The following is an 18,273-nucleotide window of genomic DNA, read 5'->3' on the forward strand; positions in this document are numbered from 1 at the left end:
CGATTGTAAAGCATTATTTTCCATACTTGATCATATACAGTGTAATCTCATCCCGGTTATGGAATAGCTGCTTGGCCCGCTGAATCTGCATGCCGGACTGCTCGAACGAAGCGATCACATCATGAATAAGCGCCAGAGGCTTTTTATGCATTAGCTTGACCGTTACGATGGCAGTACCTCCACTGCGTAAACTATACAGCAAATCAGTGACAAGCCTTGCCATCTGCTTTGGACTCCAACTCATATCACAGACCAGCAGATCAAATGTATTTTCTTTGAATTTGACCTCACTCGCATTTTTACGCAAAAAAGTCAGATTGGCATACTTCATCAACGAAGGCTCCATCTTTGCCGGATCAACCGCCGTTACTTTGAGTCCACGCTCCAGCAAAAAGGAAGTCCATCCACCCGGCGCCGCCCCGATATCCAGTCCTTGATGAAAAGCGCTAAAATCAATGCCAAACGTCGCTTCTGCTTCCAGCAGCTTGAATTTGGCACGAGAGATTTGCCCGTCCTCTTTTTGAAAACGAACTGCGCCTCCGCTCCAATCCGATAGATTATCCTGAGGATGCGACACACCTGCATACCATGTATCCGTATCCGCAAAAATGGACACAATAACCTCTGCTCCCTGCACCGTAAGCTCCATAGGAAGATCACTTAATTGCTCACTTAAAGCCTGCTTGAGCGCACCTGCGCTTTCAGCCCAACTACTGTCAGCTCCTTTGCGCACCTGCAAAGAAACGCGCTGATCTATCAGTTCTCGGCGGTTACGGATAAAAGAAACCAAACGTTCCAGCACCTGAGCCAAGTTCGTTCCTTCCTCCTGAAAATGCACAGGAAATAAGTGACGCAAAAACATTGGCGGCTGACCCGTAATCGTTCCCACAGCCTCACTTGCATCCGCAGGTAATGTAGCCAGAAAAATTTCACCAGGTAAAAGTATTGTGCTTTTCACCGAGCCAAACATTCTTCTAAGCTCTTCCTGGGCATAAGGTGCAAACCCATGGTTAGCCGTGCAAACAAATCTTGATGATGACAAAGCGGTTCCACCCTGTTCATCTGTACTCATATATATTTCCTCCAAAATAACGTTACCCTCCAGTGCACACCCGAATCCAGGGACGTTCGCCATCCCAATCCAGCTCAACTGGAACTTCATAGGTATGCATAATCAATTCTTTCGTTAAAACCTCTTTTTTCGGTCCGGCTGCTGCCACCTTGCCATCACGGATAAGTGCCACATGGGTAAAGAGGGGAACTATCTCCTCAATATGGTGGGTTACATAGACCACTGACAAATCCCGCTTGCGAAGCCGATCAATTTCAACCAGCATTTTTTCCCGCTCAAATAGATCCAGCCCGGCGCAAGGCTCATCCATAATCAGCAAACGAGGCTCCGCCATCAACGAACGAGCGAGCATTACCTTTTTGCGTTCCCCCTGAGATAAAGTACCCAACGGATGATTCATCAGCGCACCTAAATTCATCCCCTCCAGCAGAGATACGGCTTTTTCCTTTGTCTCTGTCGGAATCTCCTGATAAAAACGTAAAAAAGCATACGCTCCAGTAGCAACTACTTCCCATACCGGATCTTTTAAAGCCAATTTTTCCATTAACGTCTGGCTGATATATCCAATCTGCTTGCGTACTTCCCGTATGTCACATTGACCATATGTTTGCCCAAGCACTTTGACCATTCCACGACTCGGAAACATATACCCGGTCATCATTTCCAGCAATGTTGTTTTACCAGAGCCGTTACGCCCCAGGATGACCCAGTGCTCATTTTCCCGTATTTCAAGATTCACATCGTCTAATATTCGTCTATCTTCCCGCTGCAATGTGATGTTCTTCATAGATATCATTCCACCACGCTCCTTATCCTGCTCAGCAAGTGTTCCACAGATTCCATTTTGTAGATGATTTCAGGACTTCCGTTCTCACCGTTATATAAAAGAAGCGCAGGAACACTGGAAATCCGGTGCTCCTGTACCAGTTCTTGAATATAGTTAATGTTGCTTTGCACCACGACTCCTTCGGGGAGCAAATGCTCTGCCACTTCCAGCATCCGCCGGGCAGCCGCGCAGGTTCCACACATGGGAGTGTACACAAACAATGCCAGCTTGCATCCCTCCCATATGGCGCGACGCACCTCCTTTTGTCCCAACTCCTTCATCGTTCCGACTCTTTTTGGATCTCGCGCATGCGTTCCTCCGGCATCGGCCCGTTATGCACGGTGACTCCTTCCGGCTTATTGGCATACAGCAGCTCATACATGGCTCGTCGGCCCTCCGCACTAGAGGAATGCAAATAAATTTCACGCGGATACAACTGCTTCCCTGCAATGGCAGCAGCCACATCTTTCCCCGTTGGCTGACCCGGCCCCAAATCATAATCCAGCGATAACACCGAAATCGGGTATTCATGAAGCAATAACAAACACTCCTCCGCATCCCTTGCCAGCTTAAAGCCCGGAGGACAAGGCCGATAATCGTCCATAAACAAATGCATTAACGTCTCCTCCTTTTTCCCAAGGATGCAAGCTTCCTAAGCCTTAAAGATGAAGAACATCCGCCAAACTGTATTACTGCCAGCTTAGGATTAATTGAATATCTTCGCGATGGGTCCCATCATGTCCCGTTTCACTTTCCAAAACGACTGGAATGCCCCTTACAGGCTCCTGTTCCGTCATCCAACGCATACCCTCCAGACCAATACATCCCTGCGCAACACGCGCATGTCTGTCTTTTCTTGAGCCATACGGGTATTTGGAATCGTTCAAATGAACTCCGCACAGGGCTGGCCAATAGCCCAGACGATCCCCTTTTTCGATCAACGCCTCATCACGTCCACCGTTCCACAATCCTGCTGCATACGCATGACAGGTATCCAGACAAAAGCCAATGCTATCAGGATATTGACACAACTGGCGAATTTGCACCATTTCCTCCAACGTGGTTCCCATCGGGCCGTGATCCCCTGCCTGATTTTCAATCAGTATTTTAGCCTTTCCCAGCCATCCTTCCAGCACATCATCAAGACAACCAATGATATTTCGATAGCCCTCCAGCGGATCAGACGCATGGGTATGCCCAAAATGAACGACAGTCCCCTTTGAGCCACAGGCTTCAGCGATATCCAGATCGTTTCGCAATGAAGCAACTGTCAGCTCATAAAGCTCCTGCCCGCGTTCGCGCCCGTGAGCTGGATTAACAGGATATGGCGAGTGGCCAATAGATTGGATTTCATGCTTTTCACAGTAAGCTTTGCAAACAGCCGCATCAGCAGCATTCCATTCCTTCAGCCTAAGACTACGCGGGTTTTTCGGAAAATATTGAAAAGAACGTCCACCCTGCTCTCGTGCACGTACAGCGGCTTTGGAAAAACCACCTCGCGTACTAACATGAGAGCCGATCAGCAGTTTAGGCATCATGCTGCTGTACCGGGCAATAAAATGCTTTTTTTCCCGCCAGCTCAACCCTCACAATTTTCCCGCCATTTGGAGATTCTTCTCCCTCACGGTCATACACCCGACACTGATGATCAAAGCCGCCCGTTAGCGTATCCCCCTCCATCAGAGGCATTTCCATATAACCGCCTTCCGCAGTAGCTTCACGAAGCACGGATTGCGTAGCATGATACAGCTTTTCCACTTTTTCTGGCGATTGTACGATGTTTTGTACTTTGGAACCTGGTGTAAATCCGGCGATATAAGCAATTTCGTCCGAATAACAATTGCCGATACCGGAAAAAACATGCTGATTCACCAGCGTTGTTTTCAAAATACCCCGACGTCCCTTTAGACGTGCTGTGAACTTTTCTAATGTCATACGACGATCCAGCGGATCAGGTCCGAGGTCAGACATCGCCTCTTCTGTTTCTTTAGCCGTCAGCAAGTGCAGGTAACCCAAGCGCAGACCGATAAAATAAAGCTTTACTCCACTAAAATCCAGTTCAATTTGAACCGTGCGATCAGGACGCTGCTCCTCCGTTCCCAGATACAACAGTCCTCCCAGCATCAGATGCAGCACTAGCCGCCCGCCCGTGTTCAGATGAAAAATCAAGTGCTTGCCTCGACGCTCCATATATACAACGGTAGTTCCCAGCAATTGCTTCTCAAACGTTTCCACATCGGTATTAATGGATTTCACACGGTTAACCGTCACTCCGGTAATCGGAATGTCCAAAATTTGTTTTGACAATAGCGTTCTGTAGTTCTCCATCTCAGGAAGTTCCGGCATGTCAACATCTTTCCTTTCGTAGCTGCAAATCACTTTTGATTCTTGCAGATTTTTTTAAAATGTATATTTACTATTACTTAAACTCTTCCTGGAGCCAATCCTGCAATTCATCCAGATTGTCGAAAATCAGGTCAGGTTTTACTCCAACGGCACGCATATGTCCGTCCATATTAGCGCGGGTCGAAACACCCGATAGAATCAGAGCTGTTTTGCAACCTGCCGCCGCACCTGCCGCAATATCGGTAAGCATATTATCGCCCACAACCAGAGCTTCATCCGCTCTAATGTTCAAGCGATCCAGCGCATAGTTCATTAACACGCTTGAAGGCTTGCCGATGACGACGGGCTTTACCTGTGATGCCGCCTCAATCGCAGCTCCAATCGTTCCTGCCCCCGGCGTAAGTCCATCTTGTGAAGGTAATTGGAGATCCGGGTTTGTCAAAATAAAAGTGGCTCCTTCCTGAATCCATCGCATGGCAGCAACCAGCTTATCATATGTAAATTGGCGATCTATCCCCTGCACCACATAATCAGGGTGATCCTCCACAAGCTGCAATCCGGCATCCGTAAGCGCCTGACGTAATCCCGTTTCACCAATACAGTATACTCGTGCTCCAGGACCTTGCTGTGCAACATATTGTGCAGCTGCCAGCGCCGAAGTACATACTTCATCACTAACCGCTTCAATTCCCATACTTACCAAATGCTCAGCCACCGACTCGGGTGTGCGTGAAGCATTGTTCGTAACATAAGCGTAAGGTATCTGGTTCGTGCGCAATTGGGATATGAGCAGATCCGCACCCTTGATCATCCGGTCCCCATGATACAATGTTCCATCCAGATCAATCAGTAACGATTTTATCGTAATTCCCTCCCGCACTTCAAATCAATTCATCATAACATTGAAATTATAATTCATCCCATGAATGATGTTCACCTTCTTATTTAACCACCTTAATCATTCAGGTCATAAAATAAGTCGGCCCTTCCATTCCATCTTATCTATCTTAAGTCAAAAATACATATGAAGTCCATGAATTGCTGGTAAACCGTGCAAAATAGTGCCATTCCTCGCTAAAAGCCGTCGCTTTCCCATTGAATAAGCTTACATCTCCGTCGAAATCCATCGAAGATGCCTAGTCTTCAAAAGAAATTTCCTGTATCTCCTGAGCCTGCTCAAAATACAAACCCCTTAAAATTCGATATATAGAAAACCGAATATGACATGTCTCCACATGTGGTATTACAAATTCATTCGGTCCCACCCATATGTCGTCCTCATCTCTTGTCACATCCTGCGCTTTCCCGGAAAATAATTTCACAGGAAAAACAAAGGCGCCGGAGCAAGCCCCGGCACCCATACACGTCTATCTTCTATAACTACCGTTTAAGAACCGATATCGGCACCGGTAACAACACATGCTGTTCCGCCAGCAATGAATTAGGGAATACACTCCGTGCTTCCTCCAACAACGGCTGGAGCTGCTCCTGATCTTTATATCTGGAACTAAAATGCGTCATGATCAACTGACCCGCACCTGCAGCTTTTGCTGCTTCCGCTGCCTGGAGCGCTGTACTGTGATGATATTCATACGCCGTATCTGCCAGCTCATGCAGAAAAGTGGCTTCATGAACGACAACCGTTGCATCCTGAGCTAGTACTACGGTATTCAGGCAAGGTCGAGTGTCACCGAGAATGGTGATGATACGTCCTTTTTTCGGTGCACCCAATACATCCTGGGGATGAAGCATGACTCCCCCCTCCACCTCTACGCTTTCTCCACGTTTCAGCTTACCATACACCGGGCCGGGCTTGATTCCGTATCGCTCCAGCAGCTCCTGATTGAGCTTGCCGGGCTTATCCATCTCTACAATACGATAACCGTAGCTGTCAATACGATGATCCAGCAGAGCCGACTCCACACGGAATTGCCCGTCATCAAACAACAGTCCTCCCGTATGCTCCACAATATGTAGTTGGTAGTTGATGCGGGATTGGCTGATTCCCAGCGATAATTCGATGTACTGCTTGAGGCCAGGCGGCCCGTATACCGTTAACGGTGTCGTACCTCCCTGATACGCCCTGCTCGACAGCAGGCCTGGCAGACCAAAGAGATGGTCTCCATGCAAATGGGTAATGAATATTTTTTCAAGCCTGCTTAGCTTAAGCGGCGAACGTAGTACCTCCTGCTGAGTTCCTTCGCCGCAATCAAACAACCACATGCTTCTTCGTTCCTCCAGCAAACGGAGTGCGATGGACGTCACGTTTCGCTGGATCGTAGGCACACCTGCATTCGTGCCGAGAAAATAAAATTCCATGACTTTAACCTTCTTCCTGCTGACCAGCAAAAAACCTCCGAAGCTCGGAGGGTCTTTGCTATCCCATCTGATAAGGGTGTTATACCTTTTCGACGTTAAAATACTGCGCCTGAGGGTGACTGAACACCATGGCTGATACAGAAGCCTCCGGTTCCATCATAAACCCTTCCGTCAGCTCAACGCCAATATCCTCAGGTTTCAACAGCTGGAACAATGGCCCCTGATCCTCCAGATCAGGACATGCCGGATAGCCAAAAGATACCCGTATGCCCTGATATCTAGCCCCATGCCGCTGTTTCATCGTCATGTCTGCCGAGTCCGGGAAGCCCCAACTGTCCCTTATAATATGATGAAGTCGCTCGGCGAGTCCTTCTGCCACTTCCAGCGCTACCGACTGAAGTGCATGAGAGCGTAAGTAATCCCCTTTTTCTTTCCATTGCGTGGAAAGCTGCTGAATACCATGACCCGCCGTAACGACCATAAAACCTACATAATCCATAACTCCAGATTCCACCGATTTCAAGTAGTCAGCCAGACATAAATAAGGCTCTACTTGTTGACGCGGAAACGTAAATGTGTGCAGTACCTTGCTCACATCTGATGGATCATAAACCAAAATCTGATCTCCCTGTGACTGCGCCGGGAAGAAACGATATACAGCATGTGCCTGAATAATTCCATCCGTAACGGCTTCAAACATAATGCTATCTACGGTTTCCTTCAACTGAGTCGCTTTCGGATTCCCCGAAGCCAGCAATTGCTCTACATTTCCTTTTAATCCAAGATGGTGCCCCATCAGCATCTGCATATTCACATAAGGCAAAATATAATTGAGCGGATAGTTACGCAGTACATGACGATCCGTATCCGGCGGAATATAGACGGGCAAATCCTGAGCGATTTTAGAGCGAACAGCCCGGGTAAGTTTAGGCAACGGCTTGGCTTCCACGACCGTCGCGGCTTCCGCTTCCCGTTCAGCCTCCATTTCCTCAGCCATTTTCTTGCGGGACTCAGGATTCATCAGCTTGTTAGCTATGTCCAAACCATCCATTGCATCCTTCGCATAGACAACCATTCCGTCATACTCGGGACGGATACGGTTTTTCGTAAACTTACGCGTCAAAGCAGCTCCGCCAACCATAATCGGGATATCAATATTCGCATTTTTTAAATCCTGTGCAGTCAACACCATCTGTTGAGCCGATTTAACAAGCAAACCGGATAAGCCAATCGCGTCGGCCTTTTCTTCACGGTAAGCCTCAATAATGCGTTCTGGTGGTACTTTTATACCCAGATTTACAATATGGTAACCATTGTTGGATAGAATAATCTCCACCAGGTTTTTACCGATGTCATGCACATCACCTTTGACCGTAGCCAGCAAAATCTTTCCTTTTACCGAGGATTCATTTTTTTCCATATACGGTTCCAAGAAAGCGACCGACGCCTTCATGACTTCAGCGCTTTGCAGCACCTCTGCAACGATCAATTCGTTGTTGTTAAAGAGACGTCCTACCTCTTCCATCCCCTTCATCAGCGGTCCATTAATAATCTCCAGCGAAGAATATTTGGCAAGCGCTTGCTCCAGATCCGGAATCAGTCCCTCCTTACTACCCTCTACTACATAGGAAGCCAGCCGCTCTTCGAGCGAGAGATTGGACACCTTCTCTTTTTTCTCCACTTTCTTATTACGGAAAGCAGCCACAAAAGCGGATAAAGTATCGTCGTTCGTTTTATAAATCAGGTCTTCGGCGAGCTTCCGTTCATGCTCGGGTATCGAAGCATAACGTTCGAGCTTCTCCGTATTTACAATCGCATAGTCCAAGCCTGCTTTGGTACATTCGTATAGATAAACGGAATTGAGCACTTCACGCCCCGCCTCCGGCAAACCAAAGGACACGTTACTGATACCCAAAATGGTGTGAACTCCTGGAAGTGCTTCTTTAATAATCCGAATACCCTCAATCGTTTCCTTGGCCGAACCGATGTATTGCTCATCACCTGTTCCTACGGGAAATACGAGCGTATCAAAAATAAGATCCTCGGGTGCCAGACCGTAACGGTTCACCAGCAGATCATAAGAGCGTTTGGCCACTTCAAGCTTATCCTCACGTGAAATAGCCTGACCACGTTCATCAATGGTTCCAACAACAACAGCCGCGCCGTATTTATGAATAAGAGGTGCCATTTTCTCAAATTTCTCTTCGCCATCCTCCAAATTAATGGAGTTAATGATCGCCTTCCCTTGCGAATATTGCAAGGCGGTATCAATGACCTGAATATCCGTGGTATCAATCACGAGAGGAACCTTTACCTTATTCACGACCAGCTTCAAAAAGGCTTCCATATCCGTCATTTCATCGCGGTCCGGGTCCTGTACACAAATATCAATGACATGTGCCCCACTCTTTACCTGAGCACGGGCAATTTCAGATGCCTCTTCATATTTGCCTTCCACGATCAAACGCTTGAATTTGCGGGAGCCGAGAACATTTGTTCGTTCACCAACCATATAGGGACGATTTTCCTGTTCAATATATACAGGCTCAATACCCGATACAGCCGGTGGGTGATGGCCTTCCAGCGGGCGCGGCTCAAACTGCGCCATACGTTCACTCATAACCCGGATATGCTCAGGTGTAGTACCACAGCAACCTCCTGCAATATTCAGCCAACCTTTTTCGGCGAAAGCGGCCATTTTACGGGCTAATGAATCAGGTGATTCATGATATTGACCGTTTTCATCAGGCAAACCTGCATTCGGATAACAGCTAATTGCTGCTGAGGACATATCAGAGAGAGAGCGAATGTGATCCCGCATAAACTCCGGTCCTGTAGCACAGTTCAGCCCAATCGACACCGGATGCAAATGTTCCAGCGATATGCAGAAAGACTCAATATTCTGACCTGCCAGAGTCGTTCCCATTGGTTCAATCGTTCCCGAAATCATTATGGGAAGCTCCGTACCCGTCTTCTCAAAAGCCTGCCGAATTCCAATACTTCCGGCTTTGACGTTAAGCGTATCCTGCGAGGTCTCCAAAAGCAAGGCATCCACGCCGCCTTCAATTAGCGCCAAGGCTTGCTCTTCATAGCTCTCGATCAGCTCCGCAAACGTAACACCACCTGTCACGGATAATGTTTTCGTCGTCGGTCCCATAGCTCCTACAACAAAACGAGGCTTGTCCGCAGTACTATACTTATCTGCCGCGCTACGCGCCAGTTTAGCTGCAACCAGATTAATTTCACGGGCGCGCTCCGGTATATCGTAATCCGCCAAAACGACGGATGTCGCTCCAAAAGTGTTCGTTTCAATCAGGTCTGATCCGGCCTCCAAGTATGCTTCATGTATCCCTTGAATGACATCCGGTCTGGTTAAGACCAACATCTCGTTGCAGCCCTCCAGCTCTTCCCCGCCAAAATCGTCGGGGGAAAGATCCTCTTGCTGGATCATGGTGCCCATGGCCCCGTCAAGAATGAGTATTCTTCGTTGTAATGCATTCTGTAAGCTAACTTTATCCAAAATCTCTTCACCCCCGCAAAACGTTAAATCCTAGTTTAGCAGAAACCGTATCATTTAGATAGATTGAAGTAAAAACATACGTTTTATACGGCTTCTTCTGCACAAAAACAACTCTCGATATTCATTTTTACAGTTTGCTGCATAATGAGACGCACTTAGGCCAGGGTTCTTTTTATATTGGAATAGGACGAACCGTCATTTGCAACATAAAATGTTTCAGACCTATATTGTACAACGATTCAAGACATGATATTCTGTATACAACATTAAACCAAGTGGAAAAGAGGGATAATCTATGGCTGAAATCTTAATACGCAATACGAATGTACGAATTAGCGATGAAGACAAGGTACGTGAATTTTTGGAGAGTCAAGAGGTATTGTACGAGCATTGGGATGATTCCAAGCTGTCCGGGGAGCTGCAAGAAAACTTCACCCTGACAGATGAGCAAAAAGTGGCTGTTCTAAGCACTTTTGAAGCCGAAATCAAGGACTTAGCCGCCCGCCGTGGGTATAAAATATGGGACGTTATCACCTTGTCCGAAGCAACGCCGAATTTGGACGAGCTACTTGCCAAGTTTGAGCAAATTCATACCCATACCGAAGATGAAATCCGTGCTATTGTAGCAGGCAAAGGCATTTTCATCATTAAAGGTCCTGAAGAAATCGGATATTTTAATGTTGAGCTTTCACCTGGTGACGTTATTTCCGTACCAGAAAATATTCCTCACTTCTTTACCTTAATGGAAAATCAGAAGATCGTCGCAGTACGTTTGTTCATCGAAGAAAATGGGTGGATTGCCGAACCGTTTGAAGATCCATCGTTTATTAAGGCATAATACTATAATACGAATCCATCCTAATGTGGATAAAGCAACTCCCTCTGCTCTGAGATGCCTGAGCGGAGGGAGTATTTTGGGCTTGTTACTATAATAAGAGCCGAAAAGCACTTACTTAAACGATTGAATAATTCCATCCAATTCGGACAGATGCTTAATTTCGAACTTTGGCTTGATTTCTGTAGTATTGGTTTTGGCGTTGCGGTTCACCCACACGGAGTGCACACCTGCCGCCAGAGCCCCTTGAATATCAGTCGTCAGCTTATCCCCCACCATTAAAGCATGTTCAGGCTCAATACCGAGAAGCCCCAAAGCATGCTGAAAAATAGACGGGTCCGGCTTACCTTTACCAAACGAACCTGAAATAACAACGTGATCAAAAAATGGAGCTAACTGCGGAACCCCATCCAACTTCTCCTGCTGTAGATCAGGGGAGCCGTTTGTCAACAAAAGAAGCTTATACTGCCCTTTCAACTGCTCCAGAATCTCAAACGTTTCTTCATAAACATGGGGACGGGTGCGTCTTTCCAAGGCAAATTGGGTTGCCAGCTTTTGCGCTAACTCTTCATTATCTATCCCCAACTGTTGGAGACCTCTACGCCAAGATTCCTTTCGATAAGCAGGGGCCAGCTGTTCCAATTGCCGGAACTCTGGCTGCTCTCCTGCCGTAAAATTCGCCCACAATCCCTCAAACGGATTAATGCCAATCAATTGAGTAAAACTAAAGGTTTCATAAGACTCATACAAAGCACGCGCTTCCTTGCGGACTGCTTCTTCCAAAGCTTTCGGATCAACGCCTGCTTCCAGGGAACCTGTCTGGCACGTTGCGTCAAATGCCTCTTCTACACTGCGCTCATCCCACAGAAGTGTATCATCAAGATCGAACATTACCGCTTGAATCGTCATCTGTATTATCCACTCTCTTTCCACTTTATATGTACGCTTGTTCTGCCTTGTTGCGTCTACAAGCATTCCAATCGTTATGTGCCCATATTAATCAAGAGGCCGCAATGTGTTATATGAAATAACATCATGCGACCTTATTTACAGAGGCTACAGGCCCACGGACAATTTAAACGATTCGAACCAACAGAAGTCGTTATTTTTTGTCTACTTGAACCTGATTAGATAGCGCAAACTTCTCAAGCCGCTCTGCAATGGCATCCGTATCATAACGGCCCAGTGATTTTGTAAAAATAAAGTTGCCACCCTTACCTTTTCTTTCAACCGTTACGTAACCCTTTTCAATCTTGATGGCTTTCATATCCTCTGCCGTCATTGGACGCTCTCTGCCACCCTTCAACATATACAGCGTGCTCTTTCCAACCTTCAAATAAGGACGGCGGATGAAAAAGATAACAGCCAGCATCAAATACAAGCCGAATACAAGCCAGTCCATGCCGCGCATACCAGTCTTAGTCAAAAAATAACTCATGAGCATATACAGAACTGCAAGTCCAGCCAACATGATTGGCACGGTAATATTACGTCCACGGAAAATATCCATTGCAGAACCGGCGCCACTAATGGTTTGGATGCCTTGCTTTTTGCGCGATTTATTCAAATGCGCTGTGTTTTTGCGAACTTTTCTTTCAAATGACCGGGCCATCTCTCAATTCCCTTCCCAAATATATTGCTTAAAACAATTGCTACCAATCCTAATCTATATAGATACCAAAAATAGATACCTTAAAAAACGAAAAGCAAATTACGCGGGCTAAGCCGCTTTAGCGACATTAATGCGTCAGCCCACCATTTCCCTTCGACGTATCTTCGTCCACAATTTCAATCGTATCAAGTTGCTGCCGGAAATTACGGCGAATGTTATCCAAATAAATTTCCCGAAGATTGGCGCGCTCTGTTGTTTCCTCTTCCGTCAATCCTTCGGCTTTTGCTTTGCGAGCCAATTCATTGATGCGCTGTACCAAGCTGTCTATATCCAAATTCTGTCCCCTCCATATAAGCAAAGATATAATACACTTTGACATGTAGAAAAGAGCTTGTCAAGGTTCCCGTATCACGTTCCCTGACAGCTCTAATGTGACTGATCAGAAGTGCGGAAGCTTTAAAAGCTGGCCTGCCTGCACTCCTCGATCTTCCATTCCGTTAATCCGAACAATTCCTTCTATATATACCCGTGTATCCATTCGTTCCGGTTTATGAGTGGAGGCAATCCGCCACAATGTATCCCCAGGTTGCACAATAAGTTTGGTCACCTCTTCATTCGAAACCGAAGGAGCCGCGAATACCGTCAGTACACCTGCACCCGCAATCCAGGCAACGATAACCAGAATAAGAAGTTTGGGCAGGAGACTGTTGGAAATGGTCCGTACAAGCTGCGCCCTTCTCTCATTCCGGACATTTTGCATCTTTTCTAAATTCATTGGAAAAATACTTTGATATGTGCTATATTTCATCATTTGTCGCGTCCTCCAAACGTTTGTTCCTATGTTTTTTCACAATATAACACGAACATTTGTTTTGTTCAATAGAAAAGAGAACAAAAGTTCGTGATTATTTTTTAGGATTATTTAGAACTTACGTTTGTACGAACGGAGGTTCTATGCTATAATTTTCCCAAACGTTACTAAATGGGGTTGATACGGTATGTCTAAGATTTCAAGCCGCCAGCAGGCCATTCTTGAATTTATCCGCAATGAAGTGCGTCTAAAGGGTTATCCCCCTTCTGTACGCGAAATAGGTGAGGCTGTCGGATTGGCCTCCAGTTCTACGGTTCACGGTCATTTGGATCGTCTGGAGAAAAAGGGACTGATTCGTCGTGATCCAACGAAACCGCGGGCCATCGAGTTACTCGGCCAAGACGAATCGGATAACAGCAACTTGATTAATTACTCAATTAGTCGTGTTCCGGTCGTCGGCAAAGTTACAGCTGGTCTGCCTATTACAGCAACAGAAAATATTGAAGATTACTTTCCTCTTCCCCAACATTTTGTTGGTGAGGATAAAATATTCATGTTATCTGTTGTAGGAGAAAGCATGATTGAAGCTGGTATTGCCAACGGAGATTATGTCATCGTACGTCAACAGCAGACAGCCGATAACGGCGATATTGTCGTGGCCATGACAGACGAGGACGAGGCTACTGTTAAAACTTTTTACAAGGAAAAAGATCATATTCGACTTCAACCGGAAAATCCGGCCTTTGAACCGCTTCGTCTGACGCACGTCAGTATTTTGGGCAAGGTTGTAGGACTCTTCCGGGACTTCCACTGATTTTTCATTTTTCAGCCCCGTTATTCTTCCCGCTACAACAAAACCGGCTGCCCATGGCAAGCCGGTTTTGTGTTGATTTTATGTACACAAAATGTTCCTCACAGCTATTCTTTTTCCTTTGATAGCCCATAGATTAAACGGTTTATACCTGCAATTACTGTTCTGTATATTGGTGGATCAAAAGAATTATATCATTATTTTAGATAAATATGGTATATTATCTGAACAACTGAATAATCGTATTCTTAACCAGGAAGCGTATTACGAGAAAAAACTTAAAACCCTTTATAATAAGTAATATTTCTTTTACCAGCTTCTTATCTTCATTCTTTACTATTCTACTTATGCTAATCTGCTGTAACTTTCTCCTACAACGTAAAGTGGGAAAGGATACGGCAGGTAAGCATAAGTTTTTTTACGTTCCGTATCTCCATACTTTATTAGTTTCTGAATATTAGGATCATAGGTGATAGCTTCTTTTTGCTTTTAATAGATTTATGCTGATACATTGCTAGCGCTACTGACATATGAATAAAGTAGACCTTAGCAAAGGAGATAAGAAGATGATCAAAAATCGAGTCAAAACGTATAAGCACCGTATCGGCAAGAACAAATTTCTGGTCGTAAAAGTCTTTCAGGCCGCAGCCGCCGAAACAAGAAGCGGTAACGCACTAGCCACCAATGCATTGAACATCAAAATTTCCAAACGTAACCGTAAGCATAAACACTTCTAAAATTCATCCGTACCTTCATTTCTTGTGAAGGGAGGTGATATCATGTGTAAAAGACATTTCAAACGTCACGTGAGAAGAAGAGGATTATCGATCCGTTCAAATCAGAGAGCGATTGCACGTGCTAGAGGTAACGCACTGGCTGTTAATCTGTTTAGTGTAAATGATAGACAACGCAGACGTTAATGATTGTTTTTAAGCGAAAAGCGGGAAGGATTTCTTCCCGCTTTTTTGTGCCGCATTATAGTGTAAAACGGATATTGAACCAATATTAAGGGGCCCTTTAGCAGTCGGTAGGACTTTATCATTTTCAACAGAATTTTAACATTTGAAGTAAGTGAATACTGATAAAAATTTCGTATTCTCTTCATCTAAATCCCAGTCCTGAGAAAATTCAAAAAAATGCTTTTTCATGTCTATTCTCCCCTGTGAACTATTGTGTCTTTATCTTTACTGTATGATCATTTATCCTATGTACTCTGAACGAAATGCTTTTCCTCGTTTCATAAACATAAGGAGCGAAAATGTTAACTCAACACAACCCATTACCTTCTCCCATTCTTTTTCCCTTGATTATGAAATTCGAAACTCTTACCTATATCAATTCCTAAAATTAGGGACATATGAACAAAAATCAGGGTGCTGAATGTCTCTTATGATTCGACAATATAAGCCGAGTATTTTTGACAAAAAAAGAGCCGCTATCTAGTAGCAACTCCAGTGAAGATTATGTTCGAATTAATGAAACCCATTTCCTCTATAACCTCGTCAAATCGGTGATAAGAGATCGGACACCTCTTCGATGTTTTTGTTATCTCACATTCAAAGTAAGCGTCTTTGAAAATGCCATTAACAATTTTCACCTTTTCCACATTCAGAGTATTGCTTCTGTCTACATTCAAGAAATGGAACCCATTATTATTTAGGAAGCTTTCCCAATGCCTTAGGGTGCCGATCATGTAATATGTTTTTTCGAATGTGTGAACTAGAATCTGATCCCTCTTACGTCCTTTAGATATGAAAAGAACCTTGTCCACTGGTATGTTTTCGCCCTTGTTAATACCTCGAGAATCATCAGCTGAGACGGTTAAGTTTAGCATTTCATATATCTCCCACTTTATTTCAACAGTTCTTCAGGTGGTTCGGGACTGTGAATCCAAGACAAACTCGCTGTACTCACTGATACAACTGCAAGTGAAGTTAGTAATATGGCAGCATTGTAGTACATACCAATCTTAAATTTACTAAATTTAGGACTTTTCATTTTTCGCACCTCCTCTCTATTAACGTTAAGCTTTGAACAAAAAAACTAGCAGCTACCACCGGAAAAGCCAGCCACAAATTAAGTGTTATTATTGCAACCCCGCAAATTTTTAACAATGGGTAGTGCCGTTTAGGTATACGAGTCTTCCCGTCTATTCTAGACGGAGCATAAACCAAGACAAGTATTATACTTAATATCGAAGTAATAACTATCCAATTATAGTTTAAATTCACAAAGGACAGGGCGGTAAGTAAAGCTGTAGATACAACAATGCATACTATATTGCTCTTTAAATGTATTCCTCCTACAACTTGACGCAGTATAGAAAAAGATATCATCGCCAGTACAGTTTCCTGCACCTTACCCGTAATAAATGAAATACCAATAGTTAACAAAATGATTGAAACTGTATTAATCACAACGGCTATTCCATGTTTTAAAACCGCAATAGAAGCTGGATGATCCGGTACAACTGTTTTGATATGAGTTGCAATATCAAGAGCGATAGAATCAAGATTTTTTATAATAATCACGCTCCGTTTTTAGCGCATAGTACAGAAACATTCCAGATGCCAAAGCTATAAATAAAATACTCAAAGGAAAATTATTGACGTAGAACATAAATGTACTAGCTGCTAGTACCCCAATTATTAAAATAACAACAAGTACATGTTCCCACCTAAAACGCAAGCTTTCATAATCTGCTGTAAAGCCTATTTTGAATTTAAATAGTAACCATGATATAGCTAACACCCATGCACTGGTTACAGCTTGAGCTAACGATCCCTCTGGAGAGGTCTGCATGTCTGATGTCAATGTACCAAAGAGCATTACTATGATTATTGCTTGAAACAGCGTATACAAAAACGTACCTGTAATGGATATGATAGCTGCCCAAATAATGGGCATCCTTACAACAGTAGTTATCAATAATGTGAATAATATAATGTTTATAGTCGGAGCAAAAAAAGACAACGACATTTCTTCTCTCAACACCATACTTTGCAAGTTCATGATCAGGCCGATAAACAAGGCAGGCCAGACAAAATCTAAAGCTCGGATTCTAAAAATAGTAAGCATTAAAACAAACGCCGCAAATGTTTCAACATTAGAAAATAGCAAGAACCGTATAGGCTCCCACATAACACATATCCCCTTCACTCAGTTGTAACCAACACTATAATTCTATATTTGCTATAACAGCGTGGCAATACAATTATCTGTTTATTTGGAATATTTTATGTATTATTTTAGGTAAATATTTTTCGATCGTTTCCTTATAATGTGTTTATTGCTCTAAGAGCCATATTTCAAAAAAGCTCATTTCACGAGCTGGGAAATACCATTTACCACCAATTTTTCCTTTCGAAAACCTGGGATCATGGAACGTGTCCAATATCGTGCCCCAACTCATACAAGTTCTCTTCTTTGATTATTTAGGATGATACAAACGATCCAAAAAATCATCAAATACAATCAGCCAAAAGAGACAAGACAACATGGCATTAATACACCGATGTTCTTGCTTACGGACTTCGATCCAATTCACAAACTCTTCCTTTGCAATTCTTTTCCCTTAATGTAATTCTTTCATTGGCTAGCATGAAGAAATATGAGTCTTTTACTGAAAAGTATTTTGAAAATAAAAAGTTTGGGGGCATTTTGAGGGCAACTATATATCGGATTTATAATTTTTACTCACTGTCCCCAAACTAAAAATCCCTCAACGCTCAGAGCGCCAAGGGATTCCACATTTTAGTAAAGCGTCAGATATTGATCACGTTCCCATTGATGCACTTGGGTCCGGTTTAAGTTCCATGGATTTCTAAATTATCATGTGGTACTTAAACACCGATAATTAAATAATAAAAGATAATTAATTTTTCCAAAGTAGCATAACGTATATACTATTTGTGGGTAATTTGTGGGTGTTTTTGTGGGCAGACTCAATGCGATTTATAGGCGCATTGAGTCTTTTTTATTCATTAATAACAAATGTGAAGTGAACTGAACCTCCGAATATATCTGTTTGGATTGTCAACAGTAAATCAAACAACTTTTTTAAGGGCTGCAAGGCGATACTGAATAGGCGTCATATAGCCTAAAGTTCCATGAATGCGATG

21 protein-coding genes are annotated in these 18,273 nt (G+C 44.1%); 4 read left to right on the forward strand and 17 right to left on the reverse strand.

Annotated elements, in window-relative coordinates:
* Nucleotides 1-13: 13 nt before the first annotated feature.
* The 9 genes from ABH897_RS26545 to metH form a co-directional block, all read right to left on the reverse strand.
* Nucleotides 14-1,072, reverse strand: a complete 1,059-nt coding sequence (locus ABH897_RS26545; protein WP_404592925.1) for a 23S rRNA (cytidine(2498)-2'-O)-methyltransferase RlmM — start codon at nt 1,070-1,072, stop codon at nt 14-16.
* A 22-nt stretch (nt 1,073-1,094) separates the two neighbouring features.
* Entirely contained in the window at nt 1,095-1,868 is a 774-nt protein-coding gene (locus ABH897_RS26550) for an ABC transporter ATP-binding protein (RefSeq protein WP_283652104.1), read from the reverse strand.
* On the reverse strand, nt 1,865-2,179 hold the full coding sequence (locus ABH897_RS26555; protein ID WP_283652105.1) for a thioredoxin family protein: 315 nt from the start codon (nt 2,177-2,179) through the stop codon (nt 1,865-1,867). Before ABH897_RS26555 ends, ABH897_RS26550 begins: the two co-directional genes overlap by 4 nt.
* A complete protein-coding gene (locus ABH897_RS26560; protein WP_283652106.1) occupies nt 2,176-2,514 on the reverse strand; it encodes a cyclic-phosphate processing receiver domain-containing protein in 339 nt (112 codons plus the stop codon). Before ABH897_RS26560 ends, ABH897_RS26555 begins: the two co-directional genes overlap by 4 nt.
* A gap of 73 nt (nt 2,515-2,587) precedes the next feature.
* Nucleotides 2,588-3,436, reverse strand: coding sequence for a deoxyribonuclease IV (locus ABH897_RS26565; RefSeq protein ID WP_283656277.1), 849 nt, complete (start codon nt 3,434-3,436; stop codon nt 2,588-2,590).
* On the reverse strand, nt 3,426-4,244 hold the full coding sequence (locus tag ABH897_RS26570) for an Fpg/Nei family DNA glycosylase (protein ID WP_283652107.1): 819 nt from the start codon (nt 4,242-4,244) through the stop codon (nt 3,426-3,428). Before ABH897_RS26570 ends, ABH897_RS26565 begins: the two co-directional genes overlap by 11 nt.
* A gap of 73 nt (nt 4,245-4,317) precedes the next feature.
* On the reverse strand, nt 4,318-5,124 hold the full coding sequence (locus ABH897_RS26575) for a TIGR01457 family HAD-type hydrolase (RefSeq protein WP_404580437.1): 807 nt from the start codon (nt 5,122-5,124) through the stop codon (nt 4,318-4,320).
* A 500-nt stretch (nt 5,125-5,624) separates the two neighbouring features.
* A complete protein-coding gene (gene rnz, locus ABH897_RS26580; protein ID WP_404592926.1) occupies nt 5,625-6,563 on the reverse strand; it encodes a ribonuclease Z in 939 nt (312 codons plus the stop codon).
* A 79-nt stretch (nt 6,564-6,642) separates the two neighbouring features.
* Entirely contained in the window at nt 6,643-10,083 is a 3,441-nt protein-coding gene (gene metH, locus ABH897_RS26585; protein ID WP_404592927.1) for a methionine synthase, read from the reverse strand.
* A 295-nt stretch (nt 10,084-10,378) separates the two neighbouring features.
* Here metH and ABH897_RS26590 point away from each other — a divergent pair, with 295 nt between their 5' ends.
* Entirely contained in the window at nt 10,379-10,921 is a 543-nt protein-coding gene (locus tag ABH897_RS26590; protein ID WP_044648279.1) for a cupin domain-containing protein, read from the forward strand.
* A gap of 111 nt (nt 10,922-11,032) precedes the next feature.
* Here the strand turns inward: ABH897_RS26590 and ABH897_RS26595 are convergent, their stop codons facing one another.
* From ABH897_RS26595 to ABH897_RS26610, 4 genes are all read right to left on the reverse strand, one after another.
* Nucleotides 11,033-11,827 (reverse strand): HAD family hydrolase, encoded by a 795-nt coding sequence (locus tag ABH897_RS26595; protein ID WP_283652108.1) that lies wholly within the window; start codon nt 11,825-11,827, stop codon nt 11,033-11,035.
* Nucleotides 11,828-12,020: 193 nt separating this feature from the next.
* A complete protein-coding gene (locus ABH897_RS26600; protein WP_283652109.1) occupies nt 12,021-12,530 on the reverse strand; it encodes a hypothetical protein in 510 nt (169 codons plus the stop codon).
* A gap of 127 nt (nt 12,531-12,657) precedes the next feature.
* Nucleotides 12,658-12,864 carry a DUF896 domain-containing protein gene (locus tag ABH897_RS26605; RefSeq protein WP_044648282.1) on the reverse strand — a complete coding sequence of 69 codons (207 nt, stop codon included), beginning with the start codon at nt 12,862-12,864 and terminating at the stop codon, nt 12,658-12,660.
* Nucleotides 12,865-12,969: 105 nt separating this feature from the next.
* On the reverse strand, nt 12,970-13,338 hold the full coding sequence (locus ABH897_RS26610; protein WP_404520242.1) for a LysM peptidoglycan-binding domain-containing protein: 369 nt from the start codon (nt 13,336-13,338) through the stop codon (nt 12,970-12,972).
* A gap of 190 nt (nt 13,339-13,528) precedes the next feature.
* Here ABH897_RS26610 and lexA point away from each other — a divergent pair, with 190 nt between their 5' ends.
* The 3 genes from lexA to ABH897_RS26625 all read left to right on the forward strand — a co-directional run bounded on the left by lexA (nt 13,529) and on the right by ABH897_RS26625 (nt 15,072).
* Nucleotides 13,529-14,155, forward strand: coding sequence for a transcriptional repressor LexA (gene lexA, locus ABH897_RS26615; RefSeq protein WP_013310545.1), 627 nt, complete (start codon nt 13,529-13,531; stop codon nt 14,153-14,155).
* A 563-nt stretch (nt 14,156-14,718) separates the two neighbouring features.
* Nucleotides 14,719-14,889, forward strand: a complete 171-nt coding sequence (locus ABH897_RS26620; protein ID WP_283652110.1) for a hypothetical protein — start codon at nt 14,719-14,721, stop codon at nt 14,887-14,889.
* Between the two features lie 42 nt (nt 14,890-14,931).
* A complete protein-coding gene (locus ABH897_RS26625) occupies nt 14,932-15,072 on the forward strand; it encodes a hypothetical protein (protein ID WP_283652111.1) in 141 nt (46 codons plus the stop codon).
* A gap of 515 nt (nt 15,073-15,587) precedes the next feature.
* Here ABH897_RS26625 and ABH897_RS26630 read toward each other — a convergent pair.
* From ABH897_RS26630 to ABH897_RS26645, 4 genes are read right to left on the reverse strand one after another with little or no spacing between them, the layout of a single operon-like run.
* Nucleotides 15,588-15,986 carry a LytTR family transcriptional regulator DNA-binding domain-containing protein gene (locus ABH897_RS26630; RefSeq protein WP_044648284.1) on the reverse strand — a complete coding sequence of 133 codons (399 nt, stop codon included), beginning with the start codon at nt 15,984-15,986 and terminating at the stop codon, nt 15,588-15,590.
* 17 nt (nt 15,987-16,003) lie between these two features.
* Nucleotides 16,004-16,150, reverse strand: coding sequence for a cyclic lactone autoinducer peptide (locus tag ABH897_RS26635; protein WP_014281452.1), 147 nt, complete (start codon nt 16,148-16,150; stop codon nt 16,004-16,006).
* Entirely contained in the window at nt 16,147-16,683 is a 537-nt protein-coding gene (locus tag ABH897_RS26640; protein ID WP_404592928.1) for an accessory gene regulator ArgB-like protein, read from the reverse strand. Before ABH897_RS26640 ends, ABH897_RS26635 begins: the two co-directional genes overlap by 4 nt.
* On the reverse strand, nt 16,661-17,293 hold the full coding sequence (locus ABH897_RS26645; RefSeq protein WP_283652113.1) for a hypothetical protein: 633 nt from the start codon (nt 17,291-17,293) through the stop codon (nt 16,661-16,663). The genes ABH897_RS26640 and ABH897_RS26645 overlap by 23 nt, the downstream gene beginning before the upstream one ends.
* Between the last annotated feature and the right edge of the window lie 980 nt (nt 17,294-18,273).

The sequence above is a fragment of the Paenibacillus sp. RC73 genome (genome assembly GCF_044908085.1).
In the GTDB taxonomy this organism is placed as follows: Bacteria; Bacillota; Bacilli; order Paenibacillales; family Paenibacillaceae; genus Paenibacillus; species Paenibacillus terrae_A.

Bases quoted from the DNA above. Each gene is read 5' to 3' on its own strand.
- ABH897_RS26635 (WP_014281452.1), bottom strand. From the start codon at position 16,150: ATGAAAAGTCCTAAATTTAGTAAATTTAAGATTGGTATGTACTACAAT.
- ABH897_RS26645 (WP_283652113.1), bottom strand. From the start codon at position 17,293: ATGTGGGAGCCTATACGGTTCTTGCTATTTTCTAATGTTGAAACATTT.
- ABH897_RS26565 (WP_283656277.1), bottom strand. From the start codon at position 3,436: ATGATGCCTAAACTGCTGATCGGCTCTCATGTTAGTACGCGAGGTGGT.
- ABH897_RS26630 (WP_044648284.1), bottom strand. From the start codon at position 15,986: ATGCTAAACTTAACCGTCTCAGCTGATGATTCTCGAGGTATTAACAAG.
- lexA (WP_013310545.1), top strand. From the start codon at position 13,529: ATGTCTAAGATTTCAAGCCGCCAGCAGGCCATTCTTGAATTTATCCGC.
- ABH897_RS26620 (WP_283652110.1), top strand. From the start codon at position 14,719: ATGATCAAAAATCGAGTCAAAACGTATAAGCACCGTATCGGCAAGAAC.
- ABH897_RS26545 (WP_404592925.1), bottom strand. From the start codon at position 1,072: ATGAGTACAGATGAACAGGGTGGAACCGCTTTGTCATCATCAAGATTT.
- ABH897_RS26600 (WP_283652109.1), bottom strand. From the start codon at position 12,530: ATGGCCCGGTCATTTGAAAGAAAAGTTCGCAAAAACACAGCGCATTTG.
- ABH897_RS26590 (WP_044648279.1), top strand. From the start codon at position 10,379: ATGGCTGAAATCTTAATACGCAATACGAATGTACGAATTAGCGATGAA.
- ABH897_RS26550 (WP_283652104.1), bottom strand. From the start codon at position 1,868: ATGATATCTATGAAGAACATCACATTGCAGCGGGAAGATAGACGAATA.
- ABH897_RS26610 (WP_404520242.1), bottom strand. From the start codon at position 13,338: ATGAAATATAGCACATATCAAAGTATTTTTCCAATGAATTTAGAAAAG.
- ABH897_RS26595 (WP_283652108.1), bottom strand. From the start codon at position 11,827: ATGACGATTCAAGCGGTAATGTTCGATCTTGATGATACACTTCTGTGG.
- ABH897_RS26570 (WP_283652107.1), bottom strand. From the start codon at position 4,244: ATGCCGGAACTTCCTGAGATGGAGAACTACAGAACGCTATTGTCAAAA.
- rnz (WP_404592926.1), bottom strand. From the start codon at position 6,563: ATGGAATTTTATTTTCTCGGCACGAATGCAGGTGTGCCTACGATCCAG.
- ABH897_RS26625 (WP_283652111.1), top strand. From the start codon at position 14,932: ATGTGTAAAAGACATTTCAAACGTCACGTGAGAAGAAGAGGATTATCG.
- ABH897_RS26555 (WP_283652105.1), bottom strand. From the start codon at position 2,179: ATGAAGGAGTTGGGACAAAAGGAGGTGCGTCGCGCCATATGGGAGGGA.
- ABH897_RS26560 (WP_283652106.1), bottom strand. From the start codon at position 2,514: ATGCATTTGTTTATGGACGATTATCGGCCTTGTCCTCCGGGCTTTAAG.